This is a genomic window from Kribbella orskensis (assembly GCF_004342085.1).
In the GTDB taxonomy this organism is placed as follows: domain Bacteria; phylum Actinomycetota; class Actinomycetes; order Propionibacteriales; family Kribbellaceae; genus Kribbella; species Kribbella orskensis.
Genome location: NZ_SLWM01000005.1, coordinates 472477 through 495570 on the forward strand (window position 1 = coordinate 472477; position 23094 = coordinate 495570).

Here is a 23094-nt window from a genome sequence, read left to right on the forward strand (position 1 = left end):
CCGTTTACGGCGCTCTCTGTGGTCAGCAGACGTACATGCGGTTCGGGTGCACCTTCTCGCAGTACCGGACATGCAGGTGGTTGTCGTGCGCGGGCCACTCGGCGGTCAGGCCCTCGCTGATCAGCGTCGGGTCGTTGAACCAGATGAACTTGACGTGGCCGGGGGCGGCCGCACGGATCGCCTGGACCAGTTGCCGGGTCGCGGCCCGGTCGTACGTCGTGGACTGCCAGGTGATCCGGCCGGCGGTGCACTGCGCGTTGTCGGTGCGGATCGGCCAGATGTCGATGTCCATGCCGCTCTCGTGACTGCCGTGCCCGGGGATGTCGCCGCCGTGCTCGAACCCGGCGTCGCCGTAGCCGACCTTGCCCTGGTTCGTGCTGCCGAAGGAACGAGTGCCCTGCTCCAGTTGAGCCACGGCGGCAGCGGCGGCCCAGTTGGCGGCGGTCCCGTTGCCGTCCGGATCCTGGTCGCAGAGGTTCGCGTTGAAGTCCGGGTAGTCGTAGTGCCAGGTGAGGTTGCGCCAGGTGATCGGGCCGACGATGCCGTCCGCGCCGATGCCCGCGTGCGATTGGAACGACACCACCGCGTCGCGGACCGCAGTACTGAAGACGCCGTCGACGGGAAGGGTGAGGCGGCGCTTCGCGTTGAGCTCGACCTGGAGCGCCTTCACGGCCGCGTTGTTGTCGCCGGAGCGGATCGTCGGGACCAGCGCACCCCAGGTCTGCGGACCGACGATGCCGTCGGAGCCGAGGCCCTTGGCGGTCTGGAAGGCCTTCGCAGCGGTCACCGTGGAGGGGCCGAAGACTCCGTCCGCGGCCGTTGCCTGGCCCGTTGTGCTGCAGCAGGTACTGGATCGCCAGTACGTCGGGGCCGCGATTGCCGCTGCTCTGGATCGGGAAGAACGCGTTCGCGTACGCCTGCGCGGTACCGGGGATGAGGCCGACCAGGAGGATCACGGCCAGCAGGGCCGGTCCGATGCGTTTGAAGGAGGGCACGGCTGTCTCCATTCGGGGCGGTGAGCGGTTGATCTCCGTGAGTGACTGTCCTCTGCGCGCCACTTTCGGGGAGAGACTTCCCATCCGCAAGGTTTCACCCTCTCGTTCGGGCAATTCACCCCACCTCCCGGTGGCGAGCACCGGTCGGCTGCCTGCTGACTGGTTCACGAAGCAACCAATCGGAGGGAATCGCGATGTATGTGACCAGGACTGCCGCCTTCGGCGCCGGTGACCTGCTGGGCCAGGTGGTGGACCGGGAAGAGGTGATCGACGCGCTCTACCGGTTCGGGCTTGGACAGGACCTACGGGACCGGGAGTTGTTCGCGTCTGCGTTCGCGGCGGACGCAGTACTGGACTTCCGGCCGGCGGCGACCAAGTGCGGACTGGACATCCCGCTGATGGAGGGTCGCGGCACGATCGTCGACATCATCCTGAATCCGGAGACACGGATCGACACCACCCACGTCGTCAGCAACGCGCGGGTCGAACTCGCCGGCGACACCGCGCGGCTGACCGCCATCGTCGAGGCGCAACACCTGCCGAAGGACGACCACAGCCGGCACGCGTTGCTGAAGAACCTGTACGCCGTGGACGCGGTGCGGGACGGATCGCGCTGGGTGATGCGGCACGTGCACATCGACAACGTCTGGTACAGCGGCGACCCGTGGGTGATCACCGGCAAGTGATCGGCCGTACGGTGGAGGGGTGGAATCAGCGGACCTGGTGGCGGCCAAACTGCGTGCGCCGGTCTCGCTGGCTCCACTCCTTCCCCGGCCGCGGATCTCCGCCCTGCTGGACAAGGCCGCCGCCGAGTCGACCGTCGTCCTGCTGATCGGCCCGAGCGGTTCCGGGAAGACGGCCGCCCTGTCGCAGTGGTCCACCGGCGCCTGGATCACGTTGGATGCGCAGGACAACGATCCGATCCAGTTCTGGCGGTACGTCGCTCAGGCGATCGGCGCCCCGGGGAACTCTCACCCACCGGGCAGTGATGCCTTCGTCGCGGAACTCGCCTCGGGCATCGCTCCTGGAACAGGGCTGGTACTCGACGAGTTCGAGCATGTGGTTGCCCGGGGCATCCACCGCCAGCTGGACTTGCTGGTCAGTGCGGGCAACGACCTGACTCTGGTGATCGGCAGTCGGGTCCGGCCGCCACTGCGACTCGATCGGCTGCTTCTGGCGGGCCGTTTGACGTCACTGAGCTGGACGGATCTCCGGTTCTCGCCGGAGGAGGCGGAGCTGTTGGGGCGGCGGGTCGTCGACTCCGACGGGTGGCCGGCGTCTGTCGCCTTACAGGGAAGGGAGACCGACTACCTGGTCGAGCACGTCTGGGCCGAACTCGCTGCCGGCCTGGGGGAGTTCTTGCTGGTGGCGGCTGTCCCAGCGCGGTTCGACGTGGCGCTGATGAACGCGGTTCGCGGTACTAGCGACTCCGACGTCCTGATCGACCGGTTGCGGCGGGATGAGGTCTTCCTGATCTCGGACGACGGCCGTGGCCGGTGGTACCGGCTGCAGCGGTCGTTCCGCGAGGCTCTCCTCCACCGTCTCGAGACGACCGCCCCGGACCGACTGGTCGCAGTACGCCGGGCCGCGGCGAGGTGGCACGCGACGTCCGGGGATCAGGAGGAGGCGATCGGACTCGCCTTGGCGGCGGGTGACTTCAGCTCGGCTGTGCGGCTCCTCGACGACGGGCTGGACGTGCTCTACCGAGACGGGCGGCTGGTGTCGCTGGAGCAGTGGTTGGTCGCCTTGCCTGATACCGCGCTCGCGGACAGCGGTCTCGGCCGCCGTGCGCTCAGCCTCTGGTGCGAGCTCGGCCGCTTCTCTGAACGCGATCGCTGGATCGACGCCACACCATCAGCCCGCGCGATCGGATCGGACGAGGTGTGGCGGCTCTGCCTTCCTCGGGAGCGCGGCGACCTGACCTTGGCGCTCCGGCAGGGCCGTCAGCTCCTCGCCACTGCGTTGCCCAGTCCGCAGTCCGCGTCGCAGGCTCGCATCAGCGTCGCCCGCACGCTGTTGCTCGCCGGGTTCTACGCCGAGTCCGCCGCGCTGGCTTCGGAGATTCCCCCGCTCTGGTCTGGAGAGCCGCCTGCGCCGGTGCGAGTGGCTTTGCACGGTCTTCGTGGGCTGGCGGCTTTCCTGCAGCTCGACGCCGAAGTACAGGAGGAGGCTGCGGCTGTGCGAGCGGCACTGCACGAGTGTCAGGTCCGGCCGTCCGCACGGATGATGCCGGAGGCAATGATCTTGCTGGCACTGGATTCGGCGGATCCCGCTGGTGAGCTGGCGCGGCTGGTGGATGAGTCCGGCTATGGCAACGACCTGACGATGGGCGCCTTCGCAACGCTTCTGCTCGCGCGGCAGCTCGGCGGGACTGAGGCCCAGGTGCGCCTGGCCGCTGCGGACGCCCTGCTCACCGGCTGCCCGAGTCTGCTGGGTCTGGTGGACTTCCGCGACCGGATCGCCGCTGAGATCGGTGCTCCGGTGTCCGCTGCGACCAGCGTGGGCGAGACGCTGAGCGAGCGGGAACTGATCGTCCTGCAGTACCTCCGCAGCGAGCTCACCCTGCGCGAGATCGCCGAGGACCTGTTCCTCTCGCTGAACACGGTGAAGACCCACGCGAGGAACATCTACCGCAAGCTGGACGTCTCCGGCCGGCATGAGCTGAGCCGGTAAATGCCCTGTGGCTGAGGGTCCTGGCTACTCGAACGGCTTGGGGTCACCGGCGCCGATCCGGACGATCTCGGGAAGGTCCTCGGAGAAGTCGATCACCGTGGTCGGCTCGGTGCCGCAGTCGCCGGAGTCGATCACCGCGTCGATCTGGTGGTCGAGCAGTTCCTTGATCTCCCAGCCCTGCGTCATCGGCTCCTCCTCGTCCGGCATCAGCAGCGTGCTGGACAGCAGCGGCTCGCCGAGCTCCTCGAGCAGCGCCTGGGTGACGACGTGGTCGGGGATCCGGACACCGACCGTCTTCTTCTTCGGGTGCATCAGCCGGCGCGGCACCTCCTTGGTCGCGGGCAGGATGAACGTGTAGCTGCCCGGCGTGGCCGCCTTGATCGAGCGGAACACCGCGTTGCTGATGTGCACGAACTGCCCGAGCTGCGCGAAGTCCTGGCAGACCAGCGTGAAGTGGTGCCGGTCGTCGAGGTGCCGGATGGTCCGGATCCGGTCGATCCCGTCCTTGTTCCCCAACTGCACCCCGAGCGCGAAGCAGGAGTCCGTCGGATACGCGATCAGCCCGTCGTTGCGAATCAGGTCGACAACCTGCCCGATCGCACGCTTCTGCGGATTCTCCGGATGCACATCGAAATACCTCGCCATCCCCCGAGCCTAGTGCCCGGCGTACTCGACAGCCCGCAGGGCCGGATCCGATCCGCTGATGTGTGCCACGACGGTCTTCCCGCGGTCGATCTCGCCTCGGCCGACCTTGGCGAAGACGGCGTACATCATCTTCGCGACATAGACCCAGTCGAGCCGCTGACCATGACGGCGCCGGAAGTCCTCGATGAACTCGTCGAGAACTGGCGTCTTCTTCGCATAGCTCCCGAAATGGAAGTCGCAGTCCAGGGACCAGTTGTCCGGTGGCGCGCCGAACGCGTCGCGCTGCAACTCCCTCACCTCGGCGCCCAGGCAGCGGCCGCCTTTGAGCACAGGGATTCACCGAACCTTTCGCGCAGTGGTGCGATGACCTCTTCGCTGCGTTGGTCCCGATAGCTGGTCCGATCGAGATAGGTGAGCTGCATGCCTCGACTTGTCGCGTAGGCCAGAGACGGGTTGAGCGGCAGATGCTCCTCGCCGCGGATCACCCCGATCGTCCGGAAGCCCCCGTAGTAACCCGCAGCTGCCGTCGCGCGAATGTGGTTCGAGCAGGAACCGTTGTCGATAGCAACGATCGTGCCGTAGCCGTCGGTCTGCGCCCACGAGGGGTGGACCTAGGTCTACCGCGCGAGCCCGATCGGCTCCGCCGACACCACGAGGTTCTGCTCGTACCCGCCGCGCGCCCGGTCGTACGCACCGGTGCAGGTGATCAGCACCAGCCGGTGATCACCCGTCTGGTCGAAGGCGCCGCTCTCGGTCGCCAGCGCGTTCTTCGGCACCGACACCACCGAGTTCACCCTGTACGACGCGCTGTGGCCATCGCCGCGCAGTACGACGACCTCGCCGGCCTTGACCTTCAGGAGCCGGGCGAAATACCCGATCCCGTCGGTCGCGGAGTCGACGTGACCCGCCAGCACCACCGAGCCGAACGGGTCGCCGGCCTCGGCGCCGCCGTCCCACCAGCCCACCCGCTGGACACGCTCCGGCACGACCAACTGCCCGTCCACAGTGCTGGCCGGCAGGACCGGCGCGTGGGAGCCCCCGGGCAGGACCACCTCGGTCGGGACGAAGCGGATCCGCTGGCTCGCAGCGGGCGTACCCACGCGGCCAGGTTGCACGGACGGCGACACCGACGCCGACTCCACCGGAGCCGGGGTGCCGCCGTCCGCGCCGGGACTCGAGACTGCTCCGCTGTTCTGCGTGGCACACCCCTCCAGGACCACGCAGAACAGGAGTAGTCCGAGCAAATACTTCCTCAGCGAGGAACCGCCTTCCGGACGGTGAATGTCAACAGCAAACCAAGCGCGACCACCAGAGCCGCCAGCGGCCACGGCGACTGCGAGTCCTGGCCGTCCATCAGGCCGGCTGCCTGTCCACCGGTCCCGGTGTTCACCATGCCCGGTTTGTCACTGCCGGTGGCGGGCAGTTTGAGCGTCGCCACCGCGACGTTCATGGTTTTCGAGGCCGGTTCGCCGACCGCGTACACCCGGGTCAGATCGCCGGCCTTGACCGGCAACGGGAGCGGCCCGAGAACGACCGGGCTATTCGCACCCGCGGGAACGATCTCGACCTGATAGGTGGCGGCCGGAACCACCACGCTGAGCGATTCCCCGTTGGCCACGTTCGAGAACAGCACCTTGCCGTTCACCTTGATGTCAGCCGGTCCGACCGCGGCCGTGTGAGCCACCCGCAGGGACGCCTTGTCCTTGGGGACGGCCGTCAGTTTGTTGGCGTAGGTGGTGATCACCGGGGCCGCCGTCGGCGATGCCGGGCGGTGGATGACCACATCGGAGTTGCTGTTGGCACCTACTGTGACCTGCCGCTCGACCAGGATTTTCCCGCCGCCCCGCGCGGTGATCTTGCGACTGCCGGCGGCCAGCTCCAGCGGGCCGACGACCGCCGTCGCCTTGACCCCGCCGGCCACGACCTTGCCGTCGACGAGGATGTCGATCGTCTGTCCGGGCAGGCCCTGGACGAAGTAGACGGAACCGTTGCCTGCGGCATGCGCCGGCACCGTGACGAGGCCCCCGAAGCCGGCGACGATCACGGCCAGCGCCATTGAAATCACCCTGTGATAATGCGGACCTCGAATTCTCGAAATCAATGTCCTTATATTCCCCAGACGTCCGTTAACCGTTCGAGATTGGCCGAATACGCTCTGTCCCCGCATTTTCCCCCACCCCTTCGGAAATGCCCCCGTAATTGCCTGACGAGGCTAATTCCGGCGTATCGTATGCCCAAGTCGATCCGGCCACCAGAGGAAGTGACCGGGTCCTTTGGGGGGCGATGTCGCATGTCCACAGGAAGGCCCCTGGCGGGCACGGCGCTGGCGGCCGTCACGCTGGCGCTGGGTCTGGCCGCTTGTTCTCCGGGTCTCGCCGACAGCCCGACCGCGCCCAGTCCCGGTCCGCTGTCCAGTGGCGGCGATGCCGGACCCGTGGTGGCGCCGCCGACCTCCGAGGGCCCCGGCCTGACCGCGCCCGGCATCCGGCTGTCCGCGGTACCGAAGGGCGACGGGTCTTTCGACGTCACCGAAGAGGTGATGCTGCGCGACGCGACCAGCACCCTGCATCTGCGTCTGCCCCAGTCGGGCGAGCGGCTGGTGGGGATGATGACGAAGACCAAACCGGTCGCGAGCCTCCTGCAGGTCACCGCCGACGACGAACTCGCGACAGTGGACGACCCCAAGGTCACCCAGGCCCGCGACCTGCAACTGGTCGAGCCCGCAACCAAGCTGATACTGACCTACCGGCTCTCCGGCTCGACCGTGCGCAGCATCCCGTCGGAGGCCGGGCGCGCGTCCTCCGCGATCAGCCCGCTCACCGCCGGGACCGACAGCACCCTGCCGACGAACATCGTGGTGTCCGGCGGGGGCCTGCTCAACGTGGTCTGCCCGCAACTGACCGAGACCCGCTGCGCGGTCGGGCAGCCACCCGGCATGGGCGTCCAGCAGGGCCTTCCCGCCGACCGGGCCCTCGCGGTACTGCAACTGAATCTTCCGATGCAGCCCTAGCCCGGTGCGTTCGACCGGTCCTCGGCCGCGGCTGTGGCCCTAGTCTGTCGTCATGGTCGCCGCAGAGCCTGAGGATGGGATCGCCTTCGGTACAGCCCGGGCCAGGTGGGTGCTGGCCGCTACCGCACTCGGCACCGGAATGGCATTCCTGGACGGCACGGTGGTCAACGTCGCGCTGCCGAAGATCGGCGGGGACCTCGACGCCGACATCGCCGGACTCCAGTGGATCGTCAACGGCTACATGCTGATGCTGTCCTCGCTGATCCTGCTCAGCGGCTCGCTCGGCGATCGGCTCGGCCGGCGGCGGACCTTCGTCGCCGGCGTGATCTGGTTCGCGCTGGCATCGCTGATCTGCGCGGTGGCGCCGAACCTCGAAGTGATGATCGCGGGCCGGATCCTGCAAGGCATCGGCGGCGCCCTGCTGACCCCGGGCAGCCTGGCCATCCTGCAGACCAGTTTCCAGCCCTCCGATCGCGCCAAGGCGGTCGGCGCGTGGTCCGGGCTGGCCTCGGTCTCCGCGGCCATCGGCCCGTTCATCGGCGGCTACCTGGTCGACACCGGCTCGTGGCGGCTGATCTTCCTGCTCAACCTGCCGCTGGCGCTCGCCACCGTCCTGATCACGATGCGCCACGTCCCGGAGAGCCGCGACGAGACCGCGACCGGCAAGCTCGACCTCGCCGGCGCCGCGCTGGCCACGATCGGCCTCGCCGGGCTGACGTTCGGCCTGATCAGCGCGGGCGATCGCAGCTTCGGTGATCCGGTGGTGATCTCGGCCCTGGTCATCGGGGCCCTCGCGCTGGCGTCGTTCGTCGAGGTCGAGCGGCGCAGTTCGCACCCGATGCTGCCGCCCGGCATCTTCGGCAACATCCGCTTCACCGGCGCCAATCTCGTCACCGTCGCCGTGTACGGCTCACTGGGCACCGCGACCTTCCTGCTGGTCGTCTACCTGCAGACGGCACTCGGCTACTCGGCACTCGAGGCGGGCGCGTCGTTGTTGCCGATGACCCTGCTGATGCTGGGCCTGTCGACCTACGCGGGTGGACTCTCCGAGCGGATCGGCGCGCGGATCCCGATGACGGTCGGGCCGCTCCTGATGGCCGGAGGCTTCCTGCTCATGATGCGGGTCATGCCTGGCGTCGACTACCTCACCACGGTGCTGCCGTCGGTGATCGTGCTCGGCCTCGGTCTGGTCGCGACGGTCGCACCGCTGACCTCGACCGTGCTCTCGTCGGTCGAGGACCACCACGCCGGGATCGCGTCCGGCGTGAACAACGCGGTGGCCCGGACCTCCCAACTGATGGCGGTCGCGGCGATCCCCCTCGCGGCCGGGATCACCGGCGACTCCTACCGCGACCCGGTAGCCTTCGACGAGGGATTCCAGATGGCGATGTGGATCTCGGCGGCGCTCGCGGCCGCGGGCGCGATGGTGGCCTGGGTGACGTTGGCGGAGCGGCACGCGCCGACTCGCGTGCCCGAGAAGGTTTACCACCGGCACTGTGCGCTGGATTCGCCGCCGCTCGCCAACAGCCCGTCGACCACGTCACGGTGACGCCTTGGAGTCGGCCAGGCCGGTCCTGGCCCCAGCGGTAGGTGGTGTCCCAGTCACCGTCGTCGGCGACTCGTTGCCATTGGCCCCCAATGAGCCGCTGGACCTCGAGGCCGTACCGACCATCCAGCTTCAGCCGTCCGGGACGCCGGCACCCCTCCCGGCCTTGCGCGGCAGGGAGCGGTAGTGCTTGCGGGTTTCCGGCGGGAGGTGTTCTACGGCATAGGAGAGCATGGTGCGGGGCATGGCGGGCGCGTAGGTGTCGAGGAAGGTGAGCAGACCTTCCGGCGAGACTCGTTTGCCGGCTTCGCGGAGCATCCAGCCGGAGGCTTTGTGGATAAGGTCCTCGGGATCGTCGAGGACCAGGGCGGCCAGGGCGAATGTGTCGTCGGTCTCGCCGGCCGTGATCAGCCGGTGGGTGGAGACCAGAGCGATCCGGCGTTCCCACAGGCTGGGTGAGGCGATCAGGTCGTAGAGGATCGTGCGGGGCTTGTCCAGGAGGTAGGCGCCGACGATCTGCGCTGCACTGCAGTCCACGAGGTCCCAGTTGTTCACGAACGCGGTGTTGCGGAGGTACAGGTCGTAGATCGCGGCCAGCTCCGCCGGGTTCGCAGTACGGGGCTTGAGGGCTAGCGAGGCGCGGTCCGCCAGCAGGCACAGGATTGCCAGCCGGTGTTCGTGGACCGGGCTGGCGAGAGCCTGTTCCAGATCTTCGAGCGGCAACCCCGCTCGGACGAGGGGCTTGATGAGCGGGCGAAGAGACGAGAGCTTGACGCCGATCATCTGGTCGCCATGGCCGTAGCCGCCCGGGCCTAGCTGGAAGTAGCGCGCCAGGACTTCGGCGACCGCCGGATCCGCCGCGTCGTCGATCGCCTCCAGCAGTTCGCCGACGGCGTTCAGATCAGCAGCCCTCCGGTGACGCGAATGTTCTGGCCGGTGATCCAACGGCTGTCCGGGCCGGCCAGGAACGCGACCACGTCGGCGATGTCGGCCGGTTCGCCGACGCGTCCGAGGGCAGTGATGCCGACGATCAGGTCGGCTGCCTCCGGCGGGTTCGAGTCGCGGAACATGTCCGTCTCGGTGGCGCCGGGCGACACGCAGTTCACCGTGATCCCGCGCGGACCGAGCTCCCGCGCGGCGACGGCGGCGAACTGCTCGAGCGACGCCTTGCTCGCGGCGTACAAGGAGATCCCGGGGCCGGGCATCGCGGTGTTGAGGGTGGAGATGTTGATCACCCGCCCGCCGTCCCGCAGTACCGGGCCGGCCTTCTGCAGCGCGAAGAACGGACCCTTCACGTTGGTGGCCATCATCCGGTCGTACTCCGCTTCGGTGACGTCCGCGATCGGGGTCACCATGGCGCTGGCCGCGTTGCACACGAGGATGTCCAGGCCGCCCGTCGATTCGCAGGCGGTGTCGAAGACGTCGGCCAGCGCGGAGAGATCGGCCTGGTCGGCTTGCACCGCGACGGCCTGTCCACCGGCTTCCTTGACCGAGGCGACGACCTCGTCCGCGGCCTGCTCGTTGGACGCGTAGGTGAAGGTGACCGTGGCGCCGTCGGCGGCGAGGCGGCGGACGATGGCCGCACCGATGCCGCGCGATCCGCCGGTGACGAGTGCCGCCTTGCCGTCCAGTACGCCCATCACAACTCCTTGAGTAGCTGCCTCATCGTCGCGATCTCCTTGGTCTGGGTGACGCTGACCTCCTGCGCGGTCTCGCCGACCCGGAGGTCCGAGCCGTTCTCGAGCTGCGCACCGCTCATCGTCACCGCGCCCCCATGATGCTTGATCATCAGGTTCAGGAACAGGGAGTCGAAGGCCGTCCCGGTCGCCTTCCGCAGCGCCGTGAGCTGGGCCTGGGTCGCCATCCCGGGCATGTCGCTGTGATCCAGGTGCTGGACGTGCTCGAGGTTCGGCGGAGTCTGACCGCGGGCGGCGAGCAACTGCCGCATCGCCTCGATCTCGGGCTTCTGGCCGACCCGGATCCGCTCGGCCAGTGACCTGACCTTCGGGTTCGCCCCCGAGGTCCGGGCCCACTCGGCCATCTGCAAGGCCTGGGTGTGGTGGACCATCATGTCGCTGAGGAACTTCACGTCGTCCGGGTCGACGGTCGCTGCACTCGCCGGCAGCGCGGACACCGTCTGGTTCGGCCCACCCGGGGTGCCCGGCACGATCACCGGCGCGGTCGGTGCGGTCGGCGCGGTCGAGGGCGTGGGTGCGGCGTCGGAGGAGTCGCACCCGGTCATCGCCATCACCGCCACCATCACCGGCAGCAGCACGACCGCCAGACGCCCGAGCTTCGTCACGAGGCCTCACTCCCTGTGGCAAATCGCTTCCGGACAGTGTCTATCACGCTTACCCTGGAGGTCCGAAGCGATCGCTCGATCGAATCCCAGAAGGGACCCAGGCATGCGCATCGGCCGCCCCCGCACGCTCGCCCGTCTCACTTTCACCGTCAGCCTCGTGGCCGCCCTGCTCGGCGTGGGCGCCACCGGTGCCGCCAACGCGGACAACCCCGCGCCACCGGACACCGGCGCCACCAAGAGCGACAACATCACGCACCTGGCCTCCGTGCCGATGACCGGTCCGCTGGCCAGTGGCGTCAACACCGACATCGCCTTCGCCGGCAAGACGGCGTACGTCGGGAACTACTCGGGGTTCGCGATCTACGACATCGCCAACCCGGCGAACCCGAAGCTGATCAGCCAGGTCTCCTGCCCGGGCAGCCAGAACGACGTGAGCATCTACGCCGGTCTGCTGTTCCTCAGCACCGACTCCTCGCGCAGCGACAACTCCTGTCAGAGCGTCAGCCAGTCGCCGACGGTCAAGGAGTCCTGGGAGGGCATCAAGATCTTCGACGTCAAGGACCCGAGGAGCCCCCGGTACGTCGCTGCCGTGGAGACCAAGTGCGGTTCGCACACGCACACGCTGGTCCCGGACAAGTCGAAGGACTCGGTCTACATCTACAACTCCTCCTACTTCCCGAACGCGACGTACCCCGACTGCCAGCCGCCGAACGACCGGATCGACATCGTCAAGGTGCCGCTGAAGGATCCGGCGAAGGCGGCGGTGGTGGCCTCGCCGGTGCTCTTCCCCGACGGCGGCTTCCCGGGCAGCGACACGGGGTACGAGACGAGTGGTTGCCACGACATCACCGCGTTCCCCGCGAAGAACATCGCGGTCGGCGCCTGCATGGGCGACGGCGTACTGCTGGACATCTCCAAGCCCGCCGCGCCGAAGGTGATCGACCAGGTCCAGGACGCGGCGAACTTCTCCTTCTGGCACGGTGCCACCTTCAACGGCGACGGCACCAAGGTCGTCTTCATGGACGAGCTGGGCGGCGGCGGTGGGGCGGAGTGCAACACCGAGGTCGGACCGGACAAGGGCGCCACCGCGATCTTCGACATCCGGAACAAGAAGCTGAAGTTCCGCAGCTACTACAAGATCCCCCGGCACCAGGCCGAGCAGGAGAACTGCGTCTCGCACAACGGCTCGCTGATCCCGGTCCGCGGCCGCGACATCATGGTGCAGGCCTGGTACCAGGGCGGCTTCTCGGTCTGGGACTTCACTGACTCCGCGCACCCGAGGGAGATCGGGTACTTCGACCGCCCGCCGATCGAGCCGGCGTCGTTCGGCGGCTACTGGTCCGTCTACTACTACAACGGCGCGATCTACGGGACCGAGTCGGTGCGCGCGTTCGATGTCTTCAAGATCACCGACCGTCGCACCGACCCCGCCAGCCGGATCAGGCTGAAGGAGCTGAACGTACAGACCCAGCCGCCTTTCTGGGGCTGAGCATGAGTCCGGCCGGTAACCAGTGCGGTAAACGTTTTACGTCACGCTCCGGGGTCACTGCGGTGACAACCGTTGTGGCCCCGGAGCCTTCGGGCATACGGTTGCCCCCAGGGCTGTTTTCCACCACGCCAGGACCGCCCGGCGTCCGCGAGAGACACCCCGGGGGAGAGACGCGTGACCAGCCAGCCCGATTCCCATGACGGGGAGATGATCCGGACCACGTTCGGTGCCGTCACCGAGCCCGTGGAACGCGGCATCCTGGTGGTCCGGCTGTCCGGGGAGATCGACATCGCGACCACCGAGTTCGCCGCCGAGGCGATCCGCGCGGCCATCGCGCCACCGGCCCGCCTGGTCCTGATCGACGTGTCCGCGGTGACGTTCTGTAGCTCCGCAGGTCTTGGCAACCTGGTCGAGGCGCGGCAACTCGCACGGCAACATGGCATCGATCTCGCATTGATCGGTGTCGGCCGCCCGGTCGACCGGCCGCTGACGATCACCGGGCTCGGCCGGGAGTTCAGGATCTTCGCGTCCGTAGAGGACGCACTCAACCATCGCGACTCCTGACCATGCCCAGCGAGCCGCGATGAACCCAGGGGCTCCGCTCCGGGACCTTGTCGTCATCGGTGCGTCCGCCGCGGCGTGGAAGCCCTACGGAGCCTCGTCTCCCGGTTGCCGAACGACCTGTCGGCCGGCGTCCTGATCGTCCTGCACCTGCCCGCCCACAGTTCGAGCGCTTTGGCCGGCATCCTCGGCACGGTGTGCGACCTGCCGGTGGAGCCTGCACGCGACGCGACCACCATCGAATCCGGGCACCTGTACGTCGCACCGCCGGACCACCAAGTCGTCGACGGCAACCAGATGATGCTCGCGTCCACCCCTGCGGAGAACGGACACCGTCCGGCGATCGACGTCCTCTTCCGTCCGGCCGCGGAGGCCCGGGGTTCCTCGGTGGCCGGCGTGGTGCTGTCCGGAGTACTGGACGACGGGACCGCCGGGCTGACCGCGATCAAGTCCCGGGGCGGCCTGGCGATCGTCCAGGATCCCGACGACGCGGCGTACCGGGGGATGCCGGACAGCGTGCCGGCGAACGTCCAGGTCGACCACGTGCTGCCGGCCGCGACGATCGGCGCCCGGCTCGAGCAGATCCTCGGCGCGCCCGCGGGCTTGATCTGCCCGGACTGTGGGAATGCTCTGCCATTGTTGAGTCCAGATCAGGACAGATTCCGATGTCACAGCGGTCACTCGTGGTCGGCAGACGCCCTGCTGGACACGGCCGACCACGAGATGCAGGCGGCACTTTGGACGGCAGTACGCACGCTCGACGAGAAGACCAAGCTGGCACGGCGAATGGCGACAACCGCGGAACAGCGTGGCAACCGAGATGAGCCGAAGAGATTCGCTGTTGATCGGGGTCCGGACAGTCGGTCAGGCCGTGGTCGTGAGCCCGTCCGGAGTGCTGGCGGTGGCCACCGCGCCGCAGTTGCGGACCGTCCTGATCAAGCACCTGGCGGACCAGCCGGCGGCCGTGATCGTGATGCTGAAGAACATCGTGCTGGCGAAGGCCTACACGCTCAGCGTCTTCACCTCGGTCGCCCGGCAGACCGCGGACTGGACCGGAGTCCCGCTGATCCTGGTCACTGGCGAGAACCACGACCGTGAACTCCAGCTTCACTCCGAGCTGGTGGCCCGCTTCATCCCGGTGTTCGGCGACCTGGCCTCGGCGCTGGCCTCGATGCACGATCCACCTGCCCGGCAGCTGAACCGTCTCCGGCTCCCGCACGACCCCCACAGCGCCGGGTTCGCCCGGCGGTTCGTCGAGGCCACCTGCGAGCTGTGGCACTGCGAGGAGGTGGCCGAGGATGCGGTGGCGATCGTGTCGGAGCTGGTCAGCAACGCCGTGCGCCACACCGATGGCGACGCCGAGCTGAGGCTCGAGCTGCGTCGGCAGCTGCTCACGATCGCGGTCAGCGACGCCAGTTCGATCCAGCCGATCCGGCGACCGCCCGGTTTCGCCCGGGAGAGCGGGATGGGTCTCGGCATCGTGACCACCCTGGCGACCGCCTGGGGATCCAATCCGACGTCGACCGGCGGCAAGATCGTCTGGGCGACCATCCGGCTCCGGCCGCCGAACGCGAGAGCGGCGATCAACAACAGCTGGCGCAACGGGCAGTAGCGTGACCGCGTTACCACTCCACCCGCAGCGGGTGGGTACCGGAGGCTGGTGCGGGACGCGCTCAGAGACTCGGAATCGGCGTCCGAGGCGCGTCTCGAGGCGGTGAACCGGCGGGGCCGCGCGATCGTCGTAGGCTCGCCTGCAGCGCCCTGAGAGGCCCTGACGGTCGGCAGCGCGGCGCGCTCCTGACGATGGGGGCTGTCGAACAGGGCACCTCCCAGGGCTGGTCGTAGCCGTGCGTGGGCCGATCCTGCCTCTACGATGACGCGTGTGAGCGGGGAAAAGGGGAGACCAGGGAGCCGGCCAACCGTGCAGGACGTGGCCCGGGAAGCCGGCGTTTCCGCTTCCACGGTGTCGCGGGCGCTGCACACCCGCGGTTATGCCTCCCGCGAGGTGCGTGAGCGGGTCCAGGCGGTCGCGCAGCGGCTGGGCTACGTCCCGAACCACATGGCCCGGAACCTGCGCAGCCGCACCTCCACCGCCATCGGCGTCCTGATCTCCGACCTGCGCAACCCCTTCTACGCCGATCTCGCCGCCGGGATCGAGGAGGTACTGCGGTCCGAGGGCCACCAGATGATCCTGGTGAACGACAACGGTGACCCCGAGGAGGAGATGCACGCGGCCGAGACTCTGCTGGCCATGCAGGTCGCCGGGGTGATCGTGACCCCGGTAGCAGCGGGCTGCCCGAAGATGCTCTCGGAGAACGGGATCCACGTGGTCTGTGCCGACCGGCAACTCGGCCGGGCGGGCAGCGACGCGGTACTGAGCGACAACAAACTCGGCGCCCGCGAACTCACCGACCACCTGCTCAGCTTCGGCCACGAGCGGATCGGCCTGCTGATCGACGAGACGAAATGGTCCACCGGAGCGGGCCGGCTCGCCGGATTCCGGGCAGCGTACGAGGCGGCCGGAATCGAGCTCGACGAGAACCTGATCGTCTACACCAGCTTCGACGCCGAGGCGGCTCGGCAGACCACCAACGAGCTCCTCGACCAGCAGCAAGTCACGGCGATCCTGTCCGCGAACAACGTGCTCGCCCAGGGCGCACTGGCGGAATTGAAGGCTCGCAAGCTGAAAATCCCGCGGCGGATCAGCCTCGCGGCGTACGACGATGTGCCGTGGATGTCTCTGGTCCAGCCCGGAATCACCACTGTCGACCAGCACACAGTGGATCTGGGTCGTAGCTGTGCGCAACTGCTCCTGGCCAGGATTCGGGACGAACTTCCCGCCAGACGGCGCGTGATCAGGGTCGCGCCACGCCTTGTTATCCGCGGATCCACCGGACCCGCTCCCAGAAAGTGAATTTCCGGCGTACCACCGGCCTATGACACAACTTCAAGTAGACCGAGTGATCGCCAGGCAGCTCGACCGTCACGCTGAGGTCGCCTACGCGATGCACAGCCAACTGGACGCGATCCAAGCGGTCGCCGACGAGCTCATCCGCCGCCTCGAATCCGGCGGGGTCCTCTACACCTACGGCAACGGCGGATCCGCCGCCGACGCCCAGCACCTGGTCGGCGAACTCATCGGACGGTATCTCCGTCAGCGCCGCCCCCTGGCCGCGGTGGCACTCGTCGGGGATTCGGCGGTGGTGAGCTGCATCGCGAACGACTACGGGTACGACGACGTGTTCTCGCGCCAGGTGGAAGCGCTGGCCCGGCCGGCGGACATGGTGATCGGCTTCACCACCTCCGGGACCTCCCCGACGGTGGTGAAGGGACTCGCCGCCGCGCGATCGGCCGGAGCCTGCTCCGTGGCGTTCACCTCGACGCGCGGGATCGCCCTGGCGGCGGCGGCCGACCTGGCGATCGTCGTACCGGCCGAGGAGACGGCCCGGATCCAGGAGATGCACCTGGTCGCGCTGCACCTCGTCAGCGAGCTGGTCGACCAGTGGGCAGCCGCCTGCTGAGCCCACCCTCCCCCACGGCCCGGGCGCACTCCACTGCGCCCGGGCCGTCCGACGTACGGCCTGGTCTGGCATCCTTGGGCGCTCGCGCCTTGTCCGGCGCGGACCGGTTGATGCGATAGCGTCCCAGTGCGCCGCGCCGGTCCCCCCGAAGAAGGAAAGTTCATGGGTGAGAGTGCCAAGATCGTCGTTGTCGTGCCGACCTACAACGAGCGGGAGAACCTGCCCGTGCTGGCCGGTCTGCTGTCCGGTCTGAAGGTGCCGGGCCTGCAGATGCTGGTGGTCGACGACAACTCCCCGGACGGCACCGGCGACGTGGCCGACCAGCTGGCCAAGGAGTCGCCCGACCAGGTCGGCGTACTGCACCGGACCGAGAAGGACGGCCTCGGCCGCGCCTACATCGCCGGGATCGGCCGCGCGCTCTCCGAGGACGCCGACATCGTGATCCAGATGGACGCGGACCTGTCCCACCCCGCCTCGGTGATCCCGACCATGGTCGACACCCTCCGTACGACGGACGCGGCCGTGGTGATCGGCTCGCGGTACGTCGAGGGTGGTTCCGCCGCGGCCGAGTGGGCCTGGCACCGGCGGCTGCTGTCGGCCTTCGCGAACGTCTACGTGAACACGATCCTGCGGTTGCACGTGAAGGACGCCACCGCCGGGTTCAAGGCGTGGAAGGCGGAGACGCTGCGCAAGATCGACGTCGCCACGATCCAGAGCAACGGGTACTCGTTCCAGGTCGAGATGAACTACCGGACCGTCCGCCAGGGGATGCGGATCGCCGAGGTGCCGATCCGGTTCGAGGAGCGCACGGTGGGCGCGTCCAAGATGAGCCTCAAGGTGCAGCTCGAGTCCGCCCTGATGCCCTGGAAACTCCGCTTCAAGCGCTCCTGACTCAGATCGACTTGGCCACTGTCCCGGTCATCTGCCGGACCTCGGCGCGCACGGTGTCGAGGTCCTGAACATAGGCCGCGAAGCAGATGCTGACGCTCACGTCGTTGACCGTCGGCGCGCCACGCAGCCGCAGGCACTCGCCGGCGAACGAATAGACCAGGTCGTCCTCGGTGCGCCGCCCGGTGAAGCTGATTCGGGCCGCCTCCACGACGTTGAGGTTAGGCGGCGGTACCGGCACGGCCCGGCCGTACCGGACATCGCGCAGGTCCTGCGTCTCGGCGAACGCGTCCACGTCCGGGCGCAGTAGCGGTAGGGAGGTGACCGGGTTCGTCACCACGTAGAACCTTGCCTCGGCGCCTCGCTCGAAGGAAGTGACCCGGATACCGAGGTGGTCGTAGGTCTGCTTGGTCCAGCCTCTGGCGATCTGCACGAAGACGCCTTGTTCGACCGGCGTACCGACGTCGAGGTCCGGCTCGCGGCGAGGGTTCCGGGAGGGGATCACTTCGGCGGGGGTGGGTGTTGCCCGAACCGCCACCGGTTGGGCGGAGGTGTCGGTCTGCCGGACCAGGACGCCGGCCCCGGCGAAGAGCCCTACGACCAGCACGAGCAGGCCGAGGGCGAGCAGCGCGATCCTGGTGTTGCTGATGGAATCTCCGGGCCGCCGGTACTCCGGTTCCCGGTACTCCGTTTGCCGGTACTCCGTTTGCCGGTCGGGTGGTTCGTGCATCAGATGGACCGCGCGACCGAGGCGAGCATGCGGCTGGCGTCGCGGTACGCGGCCGCGGTGTCGTCCTTGCGGGCCTCGACGCACACCGCCACGGTGACGTTGTGGATCGACTCGACGCCGGTCATCGTCGTACACCGCCCGGCCAGCGAGATCGTCGCCCCGTCCTGCTTGAACCGGCCCGTGAATGACAGCCTTGCCTGGCTCCCGATGTTCGAGTTGGCCGGCTTGAGGGTCGTGACCTTGCCGTTCTGCACGCCAGTCAGGTTGTCGGCCTTCTTCACGATGCCGACCATCGCGGGCGCCGCCGCGGCCGCCGGGTAACCGACCGGGCTCACGATGACATACGCGACACCCCGGCCCTTTGCCCCCAGCGTCACGGAGTACTTCGTCGTGTGGAGCTTCTGCCATCCCTTCGCGAGCTCGACGTAGACGTCGTCGTACACCTCGATACCGCGGTCGACATCCTTGACCGTCCGGCGCTTCTCCACGGCCGTGGGTGTCGGCACCGGCTCGGTGGGCTCTGTCGGTTCGGTCGGCTCGGTTGGCTGCTCAGACGGGGCGGTCGACGTCGGGCCGGTCGACGAGAGACCGTCGGTGTAGGAACCGGTGGGCTCCGGACCCGCCGCATCGTTCCCGCTCCCGGCGCCGCGGCTCGCTACGAGCACTCCCGCACCACCGATCAACGCGACCACCAGAGCAATCGCCCCCGGCAGCAGCCACCGCCTCCCTCTCCGCCCCGGAGGCACCCCGACGAACCCCTGCGCACCCCCATACCCGCCCGGCGGACCCTCGTACTGCTGGGGTCCGTACTGCGGCGGTCCCGTCGGCACGCCGTACTGCGGACCTTCCGGAGGCGGCCCGTACTGCGGCGGCCCGGTCGGCACGCCGTACTGCGGGGCTTCGGGCGGAGGATCATACGGCGCAGCCCCGGGTGGTGGTCCGTACTGCGGTGGTCCGGGCGGTGGTCCGTACTGCGTAACCCCGGGCGGCCCGTACTCCGAAGGTCCGGGTGGCGGCCCGTACTGCGGGGGTCCGGGTGGAGGACCGTACGGCTGGGACGGAGGCAGGGGTGCTTGGTCGCTCACGGTGGAGACCTCATCAGATTGGCGCGGGTCGAACGCGTCGGTACCCGGTTCCGACCGGCAGAGGTTATAACACGCGAGGTCCCACTGCTCCCTGGCTCCGGAAGATTGCAGCAACTGACATCGCTCAGCCGTAGCCGAGGTCGTGCAGGCGGGCGTCGTCGATGCCGAAGTGGTGCGCGATCTCGTGCACCACTGTGATGTTGACCTCGTCGACGACGTCCTCGACCGTGTCGCAGATCTCGAGCGTCGGGTTGCGGTAGACGGTGATCCGGTCCGGCAGCACGCCGCCGTAGTAGTTCCCGCGCTCGGTCAGCGGGATGCCCTCGTAGATGCCGAGCAGGTGCGGGTCGCTGTCCGGGGCATCGTCCTCCACGAACACGGCCACGTTGTCGATCAGCGCCGCCAGCTCAGGCGGAACCTGGTCCAGCGCCTCGGACACCAGCACCTCGAAATCAGCCCGGCTCATCTCGATCACCCGGCCAGCGTAGGCGGGTCGGAGTACAAGCCTGTCGTTCCGCGCCGCCGCGACAGGTTCCTGACTTGCCGGTTTCCGACACGGTGAGATCTCGTAGCGAACGCTACCCGCGCGAATACTGACGGCCATCGGTCGCGTCCCGGCGGCCGCCTCTTCCGTCCCCCGGTTCCAGGAGAGATCAGTATGAGAAACCGCACGTTCTGGGCATCCGCGGTCACCACCGCCGCCCTCGCCCTCGGGTTGGCCACCGCCCCGCTCCCAGCCGCCGCCGTACCGACCGCAGTGGCGACCGTCGCCGCGGCACCTACCGCCTCCGGCCCGCAGAACCTCTCCCCCGAGGTCCAGCAGATCGTGGATGCCCTGCCCGCTCTGCGCGAGCGCGCCGCCGCCGTCAGGGCAGACCTCGGACTTGAGAGCAACGCGGTGCAGGACGCGCTGATCGAGGCGATCGACCCGACCCAGTACGACTGCCCGGCCGCCAACCCGCCGGTGGTCGATGCGATCCTGCCGGACACCACTGGCTGGACGTTCGAGCAGCGGCTCGCAGTACTGCACGTGCTGCTGTTCAACATGGCGCTCGTGGACGCCGCCTACCTCCCGCAGACCGGGCCGTTCACGTACGGGGCGCGCGGCGAATTCACGAACCAGGCCGACCGCACCTTCCGCGATCTGAAGGGCTTCTGGGACATTCCGTCCGGCGACATCCAGATGGTGCCGGCCCACGGCCGCTCGATGCTGGACGCCGAGGTCAAGTACCGGGTCTTCACTGTCGTCTACGGCCTCAACCCGGCGCAGTCCAGAGTCTCGGCGGACCTCGTCGCCAAGGAGCTCAACAGCGCCGCCCTCGGATACGGCGACCTGCCCGTGTTCACCTTCAACGCGTACGCGGCTTCGGGCGGCGAAGACCTCGGCAGCTACGGCACGGCACCGAAGCGGATCGCCCTGGGCGACGGCGTCTTCGACGGCTTCGCGAAGGTGGGACTCGGCGACGTGGCGCCGCAGGCAATCCTGGCGCACGAGTTCGGCCACCACATCCAGTTCGCCGACGGCCTGATGCGGACGGACCTGCCAGGCCCCGAGGCTTCGCGCTGGGCGGAGCTGATGGCGGACGCGTTCAGCTCGTACTTCCTCACCCACGCCCGCGGCGCCTCGATGCAGTGGCAGCGCGTCCAGCTGTTCGGGCAGATGTTCTACCAGCTCGGCGACTGCGGCTTCTCCGCGGATGGCCACCACGGCACCCCGAACCAGCGGATGGGTACGGCGCTGTGGGCCTACGGCCTGGCGGACAGCGCTCGCCCGCAGGGCCACATCCTCCCGGCGATGTCGTTCTACCAGCTGTTCGCCGCCCAGTACCCGCAGCTGATCGCCCCGGACGCGGCCAACTGATCACCCCCTGACCACGTGGTGCGCCGGCACCTCCCCTCCGGCGCACCACGTCCTCCCCCGCGTCTTTCGCGTTGCTCCACCCCGGCCTTCGCCCTGCTCGCCACCCCGTCTTTCGCGTTGCCAGGAACTCGTTTTGGAGCCTGGGCCGGTCTCATCTATGCTTACGGCTGTCCCTGGAGCTTCGGCTCCCGCGGGTCCGAGTCCCCATCGTCTAGTGGCCTAGGACGCTGCCCTTTCAAGGCGGTAACGCGGGTTCGAATCCCGTTGGGGATACGGTCGAAAGACCGATGTCAGTACCGCTCGAACGATGGTGTAGCATCATCGAGCAATCTGGCCCAGTAGCGCAGTTGGTTAGCGTGCCGCCCTGTCACGGCGGAGGTCGCGGGTTCGAGTCCCGTCTGGGTCGCCAGGAGAGAATGGCGGCGGGTGTCAACACACACCGCCGCCAATTTTCTCTCCCGGTCAGGTAGCTCAGCTGGTAGAGCGTCCGCCTGAAAAGCGGAAGGTCGGCGGTTCGAGACCGCCCCTGACCACCCCTCTGACCTGCGGTTTCTCAGTCTGAGAACCGCCGATCCTCCCGCTAGTCCAGCAACAGGTCCAGCAACGCCCCCATCCGGCGAGCAGGACCGCCAGCTTGTCGAGGGCCTCCGCTGGTCCTCCAGCGACGCGTGAGCGTAGATCGTTATCGTCACGTGCACGTCAGCGTGCCCGACGATCGCCTGGACGATGTGCGGCGGCACTCCGAGCAGCAGGAGCAGCGTCACGCAACTGTGACGGAGGTCATGGAAGCGCATCTCCCCCAGCTCGCCTCATCCGATGACAGAGAGAATCTGATCGCAGAAGTTGTCGTTGGTGAGGTCGTCCTTGCCGGGATCCTTGACCTCCCGCGCGGAGATGAACTCGTCGTCCGAGGGGTCCGTCGGTGTGCCGCCGTCGTCGACCAGGATCTCGGTCCAGAGGCCACCGCTGTCCTGGAAGACCAGCTTGCCGTCGGAGTCGTACCACTTGTCGCCACCGGTCGGGGCGACCAGGATCGTCAGGGTGCCGTCGCCGTTGTCCGTCACTCTCCTGTCCTTGGCGGCCGAGTTGAACACGTTGGTGATCTGGTTGCCGTTCGCCAGGTTGGTGAGCGTGGCGGTGCCATGGACGACCTCCTGGGAGTAGACGAGACCCTCCGGGCCCTTCGCGTGCAGCACGAAGTTCCCCTCGACCTGGAAGTCGAACTGGACGGTGATGCCCGCACCGCAGAAGTCCTCTTCCACGTCTGTGCGGGAGTCTGTGAAGTGCTCGTGCTCCAGCGTTTCGGCCGCGGCCGGGCCGGCCAGGCCCGCCGATGTCGCCAGTGCGAGCAGAATGGCTCCGCTGGCGATCGCTGCTCTGCGTTTCAGTTCCATGGAAGTGCCTCCGCTTTTCCCCGAATGTCTTGATGTCGTGGCGTGGACCGCATTGCTCGCGTCCGTGCCTGTACGGCGGCGGTTGCGGAGCCAGTGGCCGAGGGTGATGAGGCCGAAGCCGCCGGCGTAGATGGTGCTGGTGAAGGCCAGGTAGCCGAAGGAGCCCTTGGTCGGGTCGGCGGAGAAGGCCTCAGTGGAGCCTTTGACCCACTCCATCATCAGGGTGGCTGTCTGGAATGTGAAGACCTGCGCGAACAGGATCGCGTAGATCAGGTGGGCGGCCAGCCGATTGCGGACCAGGAGTCCGAGTGGCAAGGCGACGAGAATGGTCAGAATGGCGATCATGGAGATCCCTCCGGAGTTTGGTGGATGATCCAAGGTCACCTGCCGACGT

General features: G+C 68.2%; 23 protein-coding genes, 3 tRNA genes and 2 pseudogenes. 15 read left to right on the forward strand and 13 right to left on the reverse strand.

Translation table 11 applies throughout. The features are described 5' to 3' along the window. Window positions 1–22 precede the first annotated feature (22 nt). Complete coding sequence (locus EV644_RS17670) at window positions 23–787, reverse strand: penicillin-insensitive murein endopeptidase (protein WP_199239868.1); 765 nt, start codon at window positions 785–787, stop codon at window positions 23–25. A gap of 402 nt (window positions 788–1189) precedes the next feature. Here EV644_RS17670 and EV644_RS17675 point away from each other — a divergent pair, with 402 nt between their 5' ends. Both EV644_RS17675 and EV644_RS45390 read left to right on the forward strand, forming a co-directional pair. Continuing rightward, window positions 1190–1681: a nuclear transport factor 2 family protein gene (locus EV644_RS17675; protein WP_132189351.1), complete on the forward strand. Its 492-nt coding sequence runs from the start codon at window positions 1190–1192 to the stop codon at window positions 1679–1681. A gap of 19 nt (window positions 1682–1700) precedes the next feature. Further along, window positions 1701–3668: a winged helix-turn-helix domain-containing protein gene (locus tag EV644_RS45390; protein WP_199239869.1), complete on the forward strand. Its 1968-nt coding sequence runs from the start codon at window positions 1701–1703 to the stop codon at window positions 3666–3668. Window positions 3669–3692: 24 nt separating this feature from the next. On the opposite strand, the gene EV644_RS17685 is transcribed toward EV644_RS45390, so the two are convergent. The 4 genes from EV644_RS17685 to EV644_RS17700 form a co-directional block, all read right to left on the reverse strand. Next, window positions 3693–4313, reverse strand: coding sequence for an L-threonylcarbamoyladenylate synthase (locus EV644_RS17685; protein ID WP_132189352.1), 621 nt, complete (start codon window positions 4311–4313; stop codon window positions 3693–3695). A 9-nt stretch (window positions 4314–4322) separates the two neighbouring features. Beyond that, on the reverse strand, window positions 4323–4610 hold the full coding sequence (locus EV644_RS17690; protein WP_199239870.1) for a hypothetical protein: 288 nt from the start codon (window positions 4608–4610) through the stop codon (window positions 4323–4325). Window positions 4611–4930: 320 nt separating this feature from the next. Continuing rightward, window positions 4931–5413, reverse strand: coding sequence for a class F sortase (locus tag EV644_RS17695; RefSeq protein WP_241998299.1), 483 nt, complete (start codon window positions 5411–5413; stop codon window positions 4931–4933). 152 nt (window positions 5414–5565) lie between these two features. Next, entirely contained in the window at window positions 5566–6480 is a 915-nt protein-coding gene (locus EV644_RS17700; RefSeq protein WP_132189354.1) for a DUF4397 domain-containing protein, read from the reverse strand. 123 nt (window positions 6481–6603) lie between these two features. On the opposite strand from EV644_RS17700, the gene EV644_RS17705 reads away from it, so the two are divergent. Beyond that, window positions 6604–7323, forward strand: a complete 720-nt coding sequence (locus EV644_RS17705) for a hypothetical protein (RefSeq protein WP_132189355.1) — start codon at window positions 6604–6606, stop codon at window positions 7321–7323. A 52-nt stretch (window positions 7324–7375) separates the two neighbouring features. Continuing rightward, a complete protein-coding gene (locus EV644_RS17710) occupies window positions 7376–8872 on the forward strand; it encodes a DHA2 family efflux MFS transporter permease subunit (protein WP_132189356.1) in 1497 nt (498 codons plus the stop codon). A 129-nt stretch (window positions 8873–9001) separates the two neighbouring features. Here the strand turns inward: EV644_RS17710 and EV644_RS17715 are convergent, their stop codons facing one another. The 3 genes from EV644_RS17715 to EV644_RS17725 are packed head-to-tail and all read right to left on the reverse strand — an operon-like array spanning window position 9002 to window position 11171. Then, complete coding sequence (locus tag EV644_RS17715; RefSeq protein ID WP_241998301.1) at window positions 9002–9814, reverse strand: DNA alkylation repair protein; 813 nt, start codon at window positions 9812–9814, stop codon at window positions 9002–9004. Continuing rightward, the gene (locus tag EV644_RS17720) at window positions 9766–10509 is read right to left on the reverse strand and encodes a glucose 1-dehydrogenase (RefSeq protein WP_132189357.1); all 744 of its coding nucleotides are present in this window, start codon (window positions 10507–10509) and stop codon (window positions 9766–9768) included. The genes EV644_RS17715 and EV644_RS17720 overlap by 49 nt, the downstream gene beginning before the upstream one ends. Next, on the reverse strand, window positions 10509–11171 hold the full coding sequence (locus tag EV644_RS17725; protein ID WP_132189358.1) for a DUF305 domain-containing protein: 663 nt from the start codon (window positions 11169–11171) through the stop codon (window positions 10509–10511). The genes EV644_RS17720 and EV644_RS17725 overlap by 1 nt, the downstream gene beginning before the upstream one ends. 103 nt (window positions 11172–11274) lie before the next feature. On the opposite strand from EV644_RS17725, the gene EV644_RS17730 reads away from it, so the two are divergent. The 7 genes and pseudogenes from EV644_RS17730 (at window position 11275) to EV644_RS17760 (ending at window position 17633) form a co-directional block, all read left to right on the forward strand. Next, window positions 11275–12660 carry an LVIVD repeat-containing protein gene (locus tag EV644_RS17730; RefSeq protein ID WP_132189359.1) on the forward strand — a complete coding sequence of 462 codons (1386 nt, stop codon included), beginning with the start codon at window positions 11275–11277 and terminating at the stop codon, window positions 12658–12660. A gap of 174 nt (window positions 12661–12834) precedes the next feature. Further along, complete coding sequence (locus tag EV644_RS17735; RefSeq protein WP_132189360.1) at window positions 12835–13224, forward strand: STAS domain-containing protein; 390 nt, start codon at window positions 12835–12837, stop codon at window positions 13222–13224. A gap of 75 nt (window positions 13225–13299) precedes the next feature. Next, window positions 13300–13785: pseudogene (locus EV644_RS47780) on the forward strand (chemotaxis protein CheB); the annotation flags it as partial. Between the two features lie 256 nt (window positions 13786–14041). Beyond that, window positions 14042–14833 (forward strand): ATP-binding protein, encoded by a 792-nt coding sequence (locus EV644_RS46335; protein WP_132189362.1) that lies wholly within the window; start codon window positions 14042–14044, stop codon window positions 14831–14833. A gap of 309 nt (window positions 14834–15142) precedes the next feature. Next, complete coding sequence (locus EV644_RS17750) at window positions 15143–16135, forward strand: LacI family DNA-binding transcriptional regulator (RefSeq protein ID WP_241998302.1); 993 nt, start codon at window positions 15143–15145, stop codon at window positions 16133–16135. 22 nt (window positions 16136–16157) lie between these two features. After that, window positions 16158–16742, forward strand: coding sequence for a D-sedoheptulose-7-phosphate isomerase (locus EV644_RS17755; protein WP_132189364.1), 585 nt, complete (start codon window positions 16158–16160; stop codon window positions 16740–16742). A 162-nt stretch (window positions 16743–16904) separates the two neighbouring features. After that, complete coding sequence (locus tag EV644_RS17760) at window positions 16905–17633, forward strand: polyprenol monophosphomannose synthase (RefSeq protein WP_132189365.1); 729 nt, start codon at window positions 16905–16907, stop codon at window positions 17631–17633. 1 nt (window position 17634) lies between these two features. Here the strand turns inward: EV644_RS17760 and EV644_RS17765 are convergent, their stop codons facing one another. The 3 genes from EV644_RS17765 to EV644_RS17780 all read right to left on the reverse strand — a co-directional run bounded on the left by EV644_RS17765 (window position 17635) and on the right by EV644_RS17780 (window position 19920). Next, complete coding sequence (locus EV644_RS17765; protein WP_132189366.1) at window positions 17635–18360, reverse strand: hypothetical protein; 726 nt, start codon at window positions 18358–18360, stop codon at window positions 17635–17637. Further along, window positions 18360–19445, reverse strand: coding sequence for a hypothetical protein (locus EV644_RS44575; protein ID WP_158292853.1), 1086 nt, complete (start codon window positions 19443–19445; stop codon window positions 18360–18362). The genes EV644_RS17765 and EV644_RS44575 overlap by 1 nt, the downstream gene beginning before the upstream one ends. Window positions 19446–19569: 124 nt before the next feature. After that, window positions 19570–19920 (reverse strand): metallopeptidase family protein, encoded by a 351-nt coding sequence (locus EV644_RS17780; protein ID WP_132189368.1) that lies wholly within the window; start codon window positions 19918–19920, stop codon window positions 19570–19572. Window positions 19921–20103: 183 nt separating this feature from the next. Here EV644_RS17780 and EV644_RS17785 point away from each other — a divergent pair, with 183 nt between their 5' ends. The 4 genes from EV644_RS17785 (at window position 20104) to EV644_RS17800 (ending at window position 21839) form a co-directional block, all read left to right on the forward strand. Beyond that, window positions 20104–21306: a hypothetical protein gene (locus tag EV644_RS17785; protein ID WP_132189369.1), complete on the forward strand. Its 1203-nt coding sequence runs from the start codon at window positions 20104–20106 to the stop codon at window positions 21304–21306. A gap of 200 nt (window positions 21307–21506) precedes the next feature. After that, window positions 21507–21579: transfer RNA gene (locus EV644_RS17790), tRNA-Glu, on the forward strand. 59 nt (window positions 21580–21638) lie between these two features. Further along, a tRNA-Asp gene (locus EV644_RS17795) sits at window positions 21639–21715 on the forward strand. Between the two features lie 51 nt (window positions 21716–21766). After that, window positions 21767–21839: transfer RNA gene (locus EV644_RS17800), tRNA-Phe, on the forward strand. A gap of 141 nt (window positions 21840–21980) precedes the next feature. On the opposite strand, the pseudogene EV644_RS47785 reads toward EV644_RS17800, so the two are convergent. Continuing rightward, window positions 21981–22100: pseudogene (locus EV644_RS47785) on the reverse strand (tyrosine-type recombinase/integrase); the annotation flags it as partial. 15 nt (window positions 22101–22115) lie between these two features. Further along, entirely contained in the window at window positions 22116–23045 is a 930-nt protein-coding gene (locus tag EV644_RS17810) for a hypothetical protein (protein ID WP_132189370.1), read from the reverse strand. Window positions 23046–23094 lie beyond the last annotated feature (49 nt).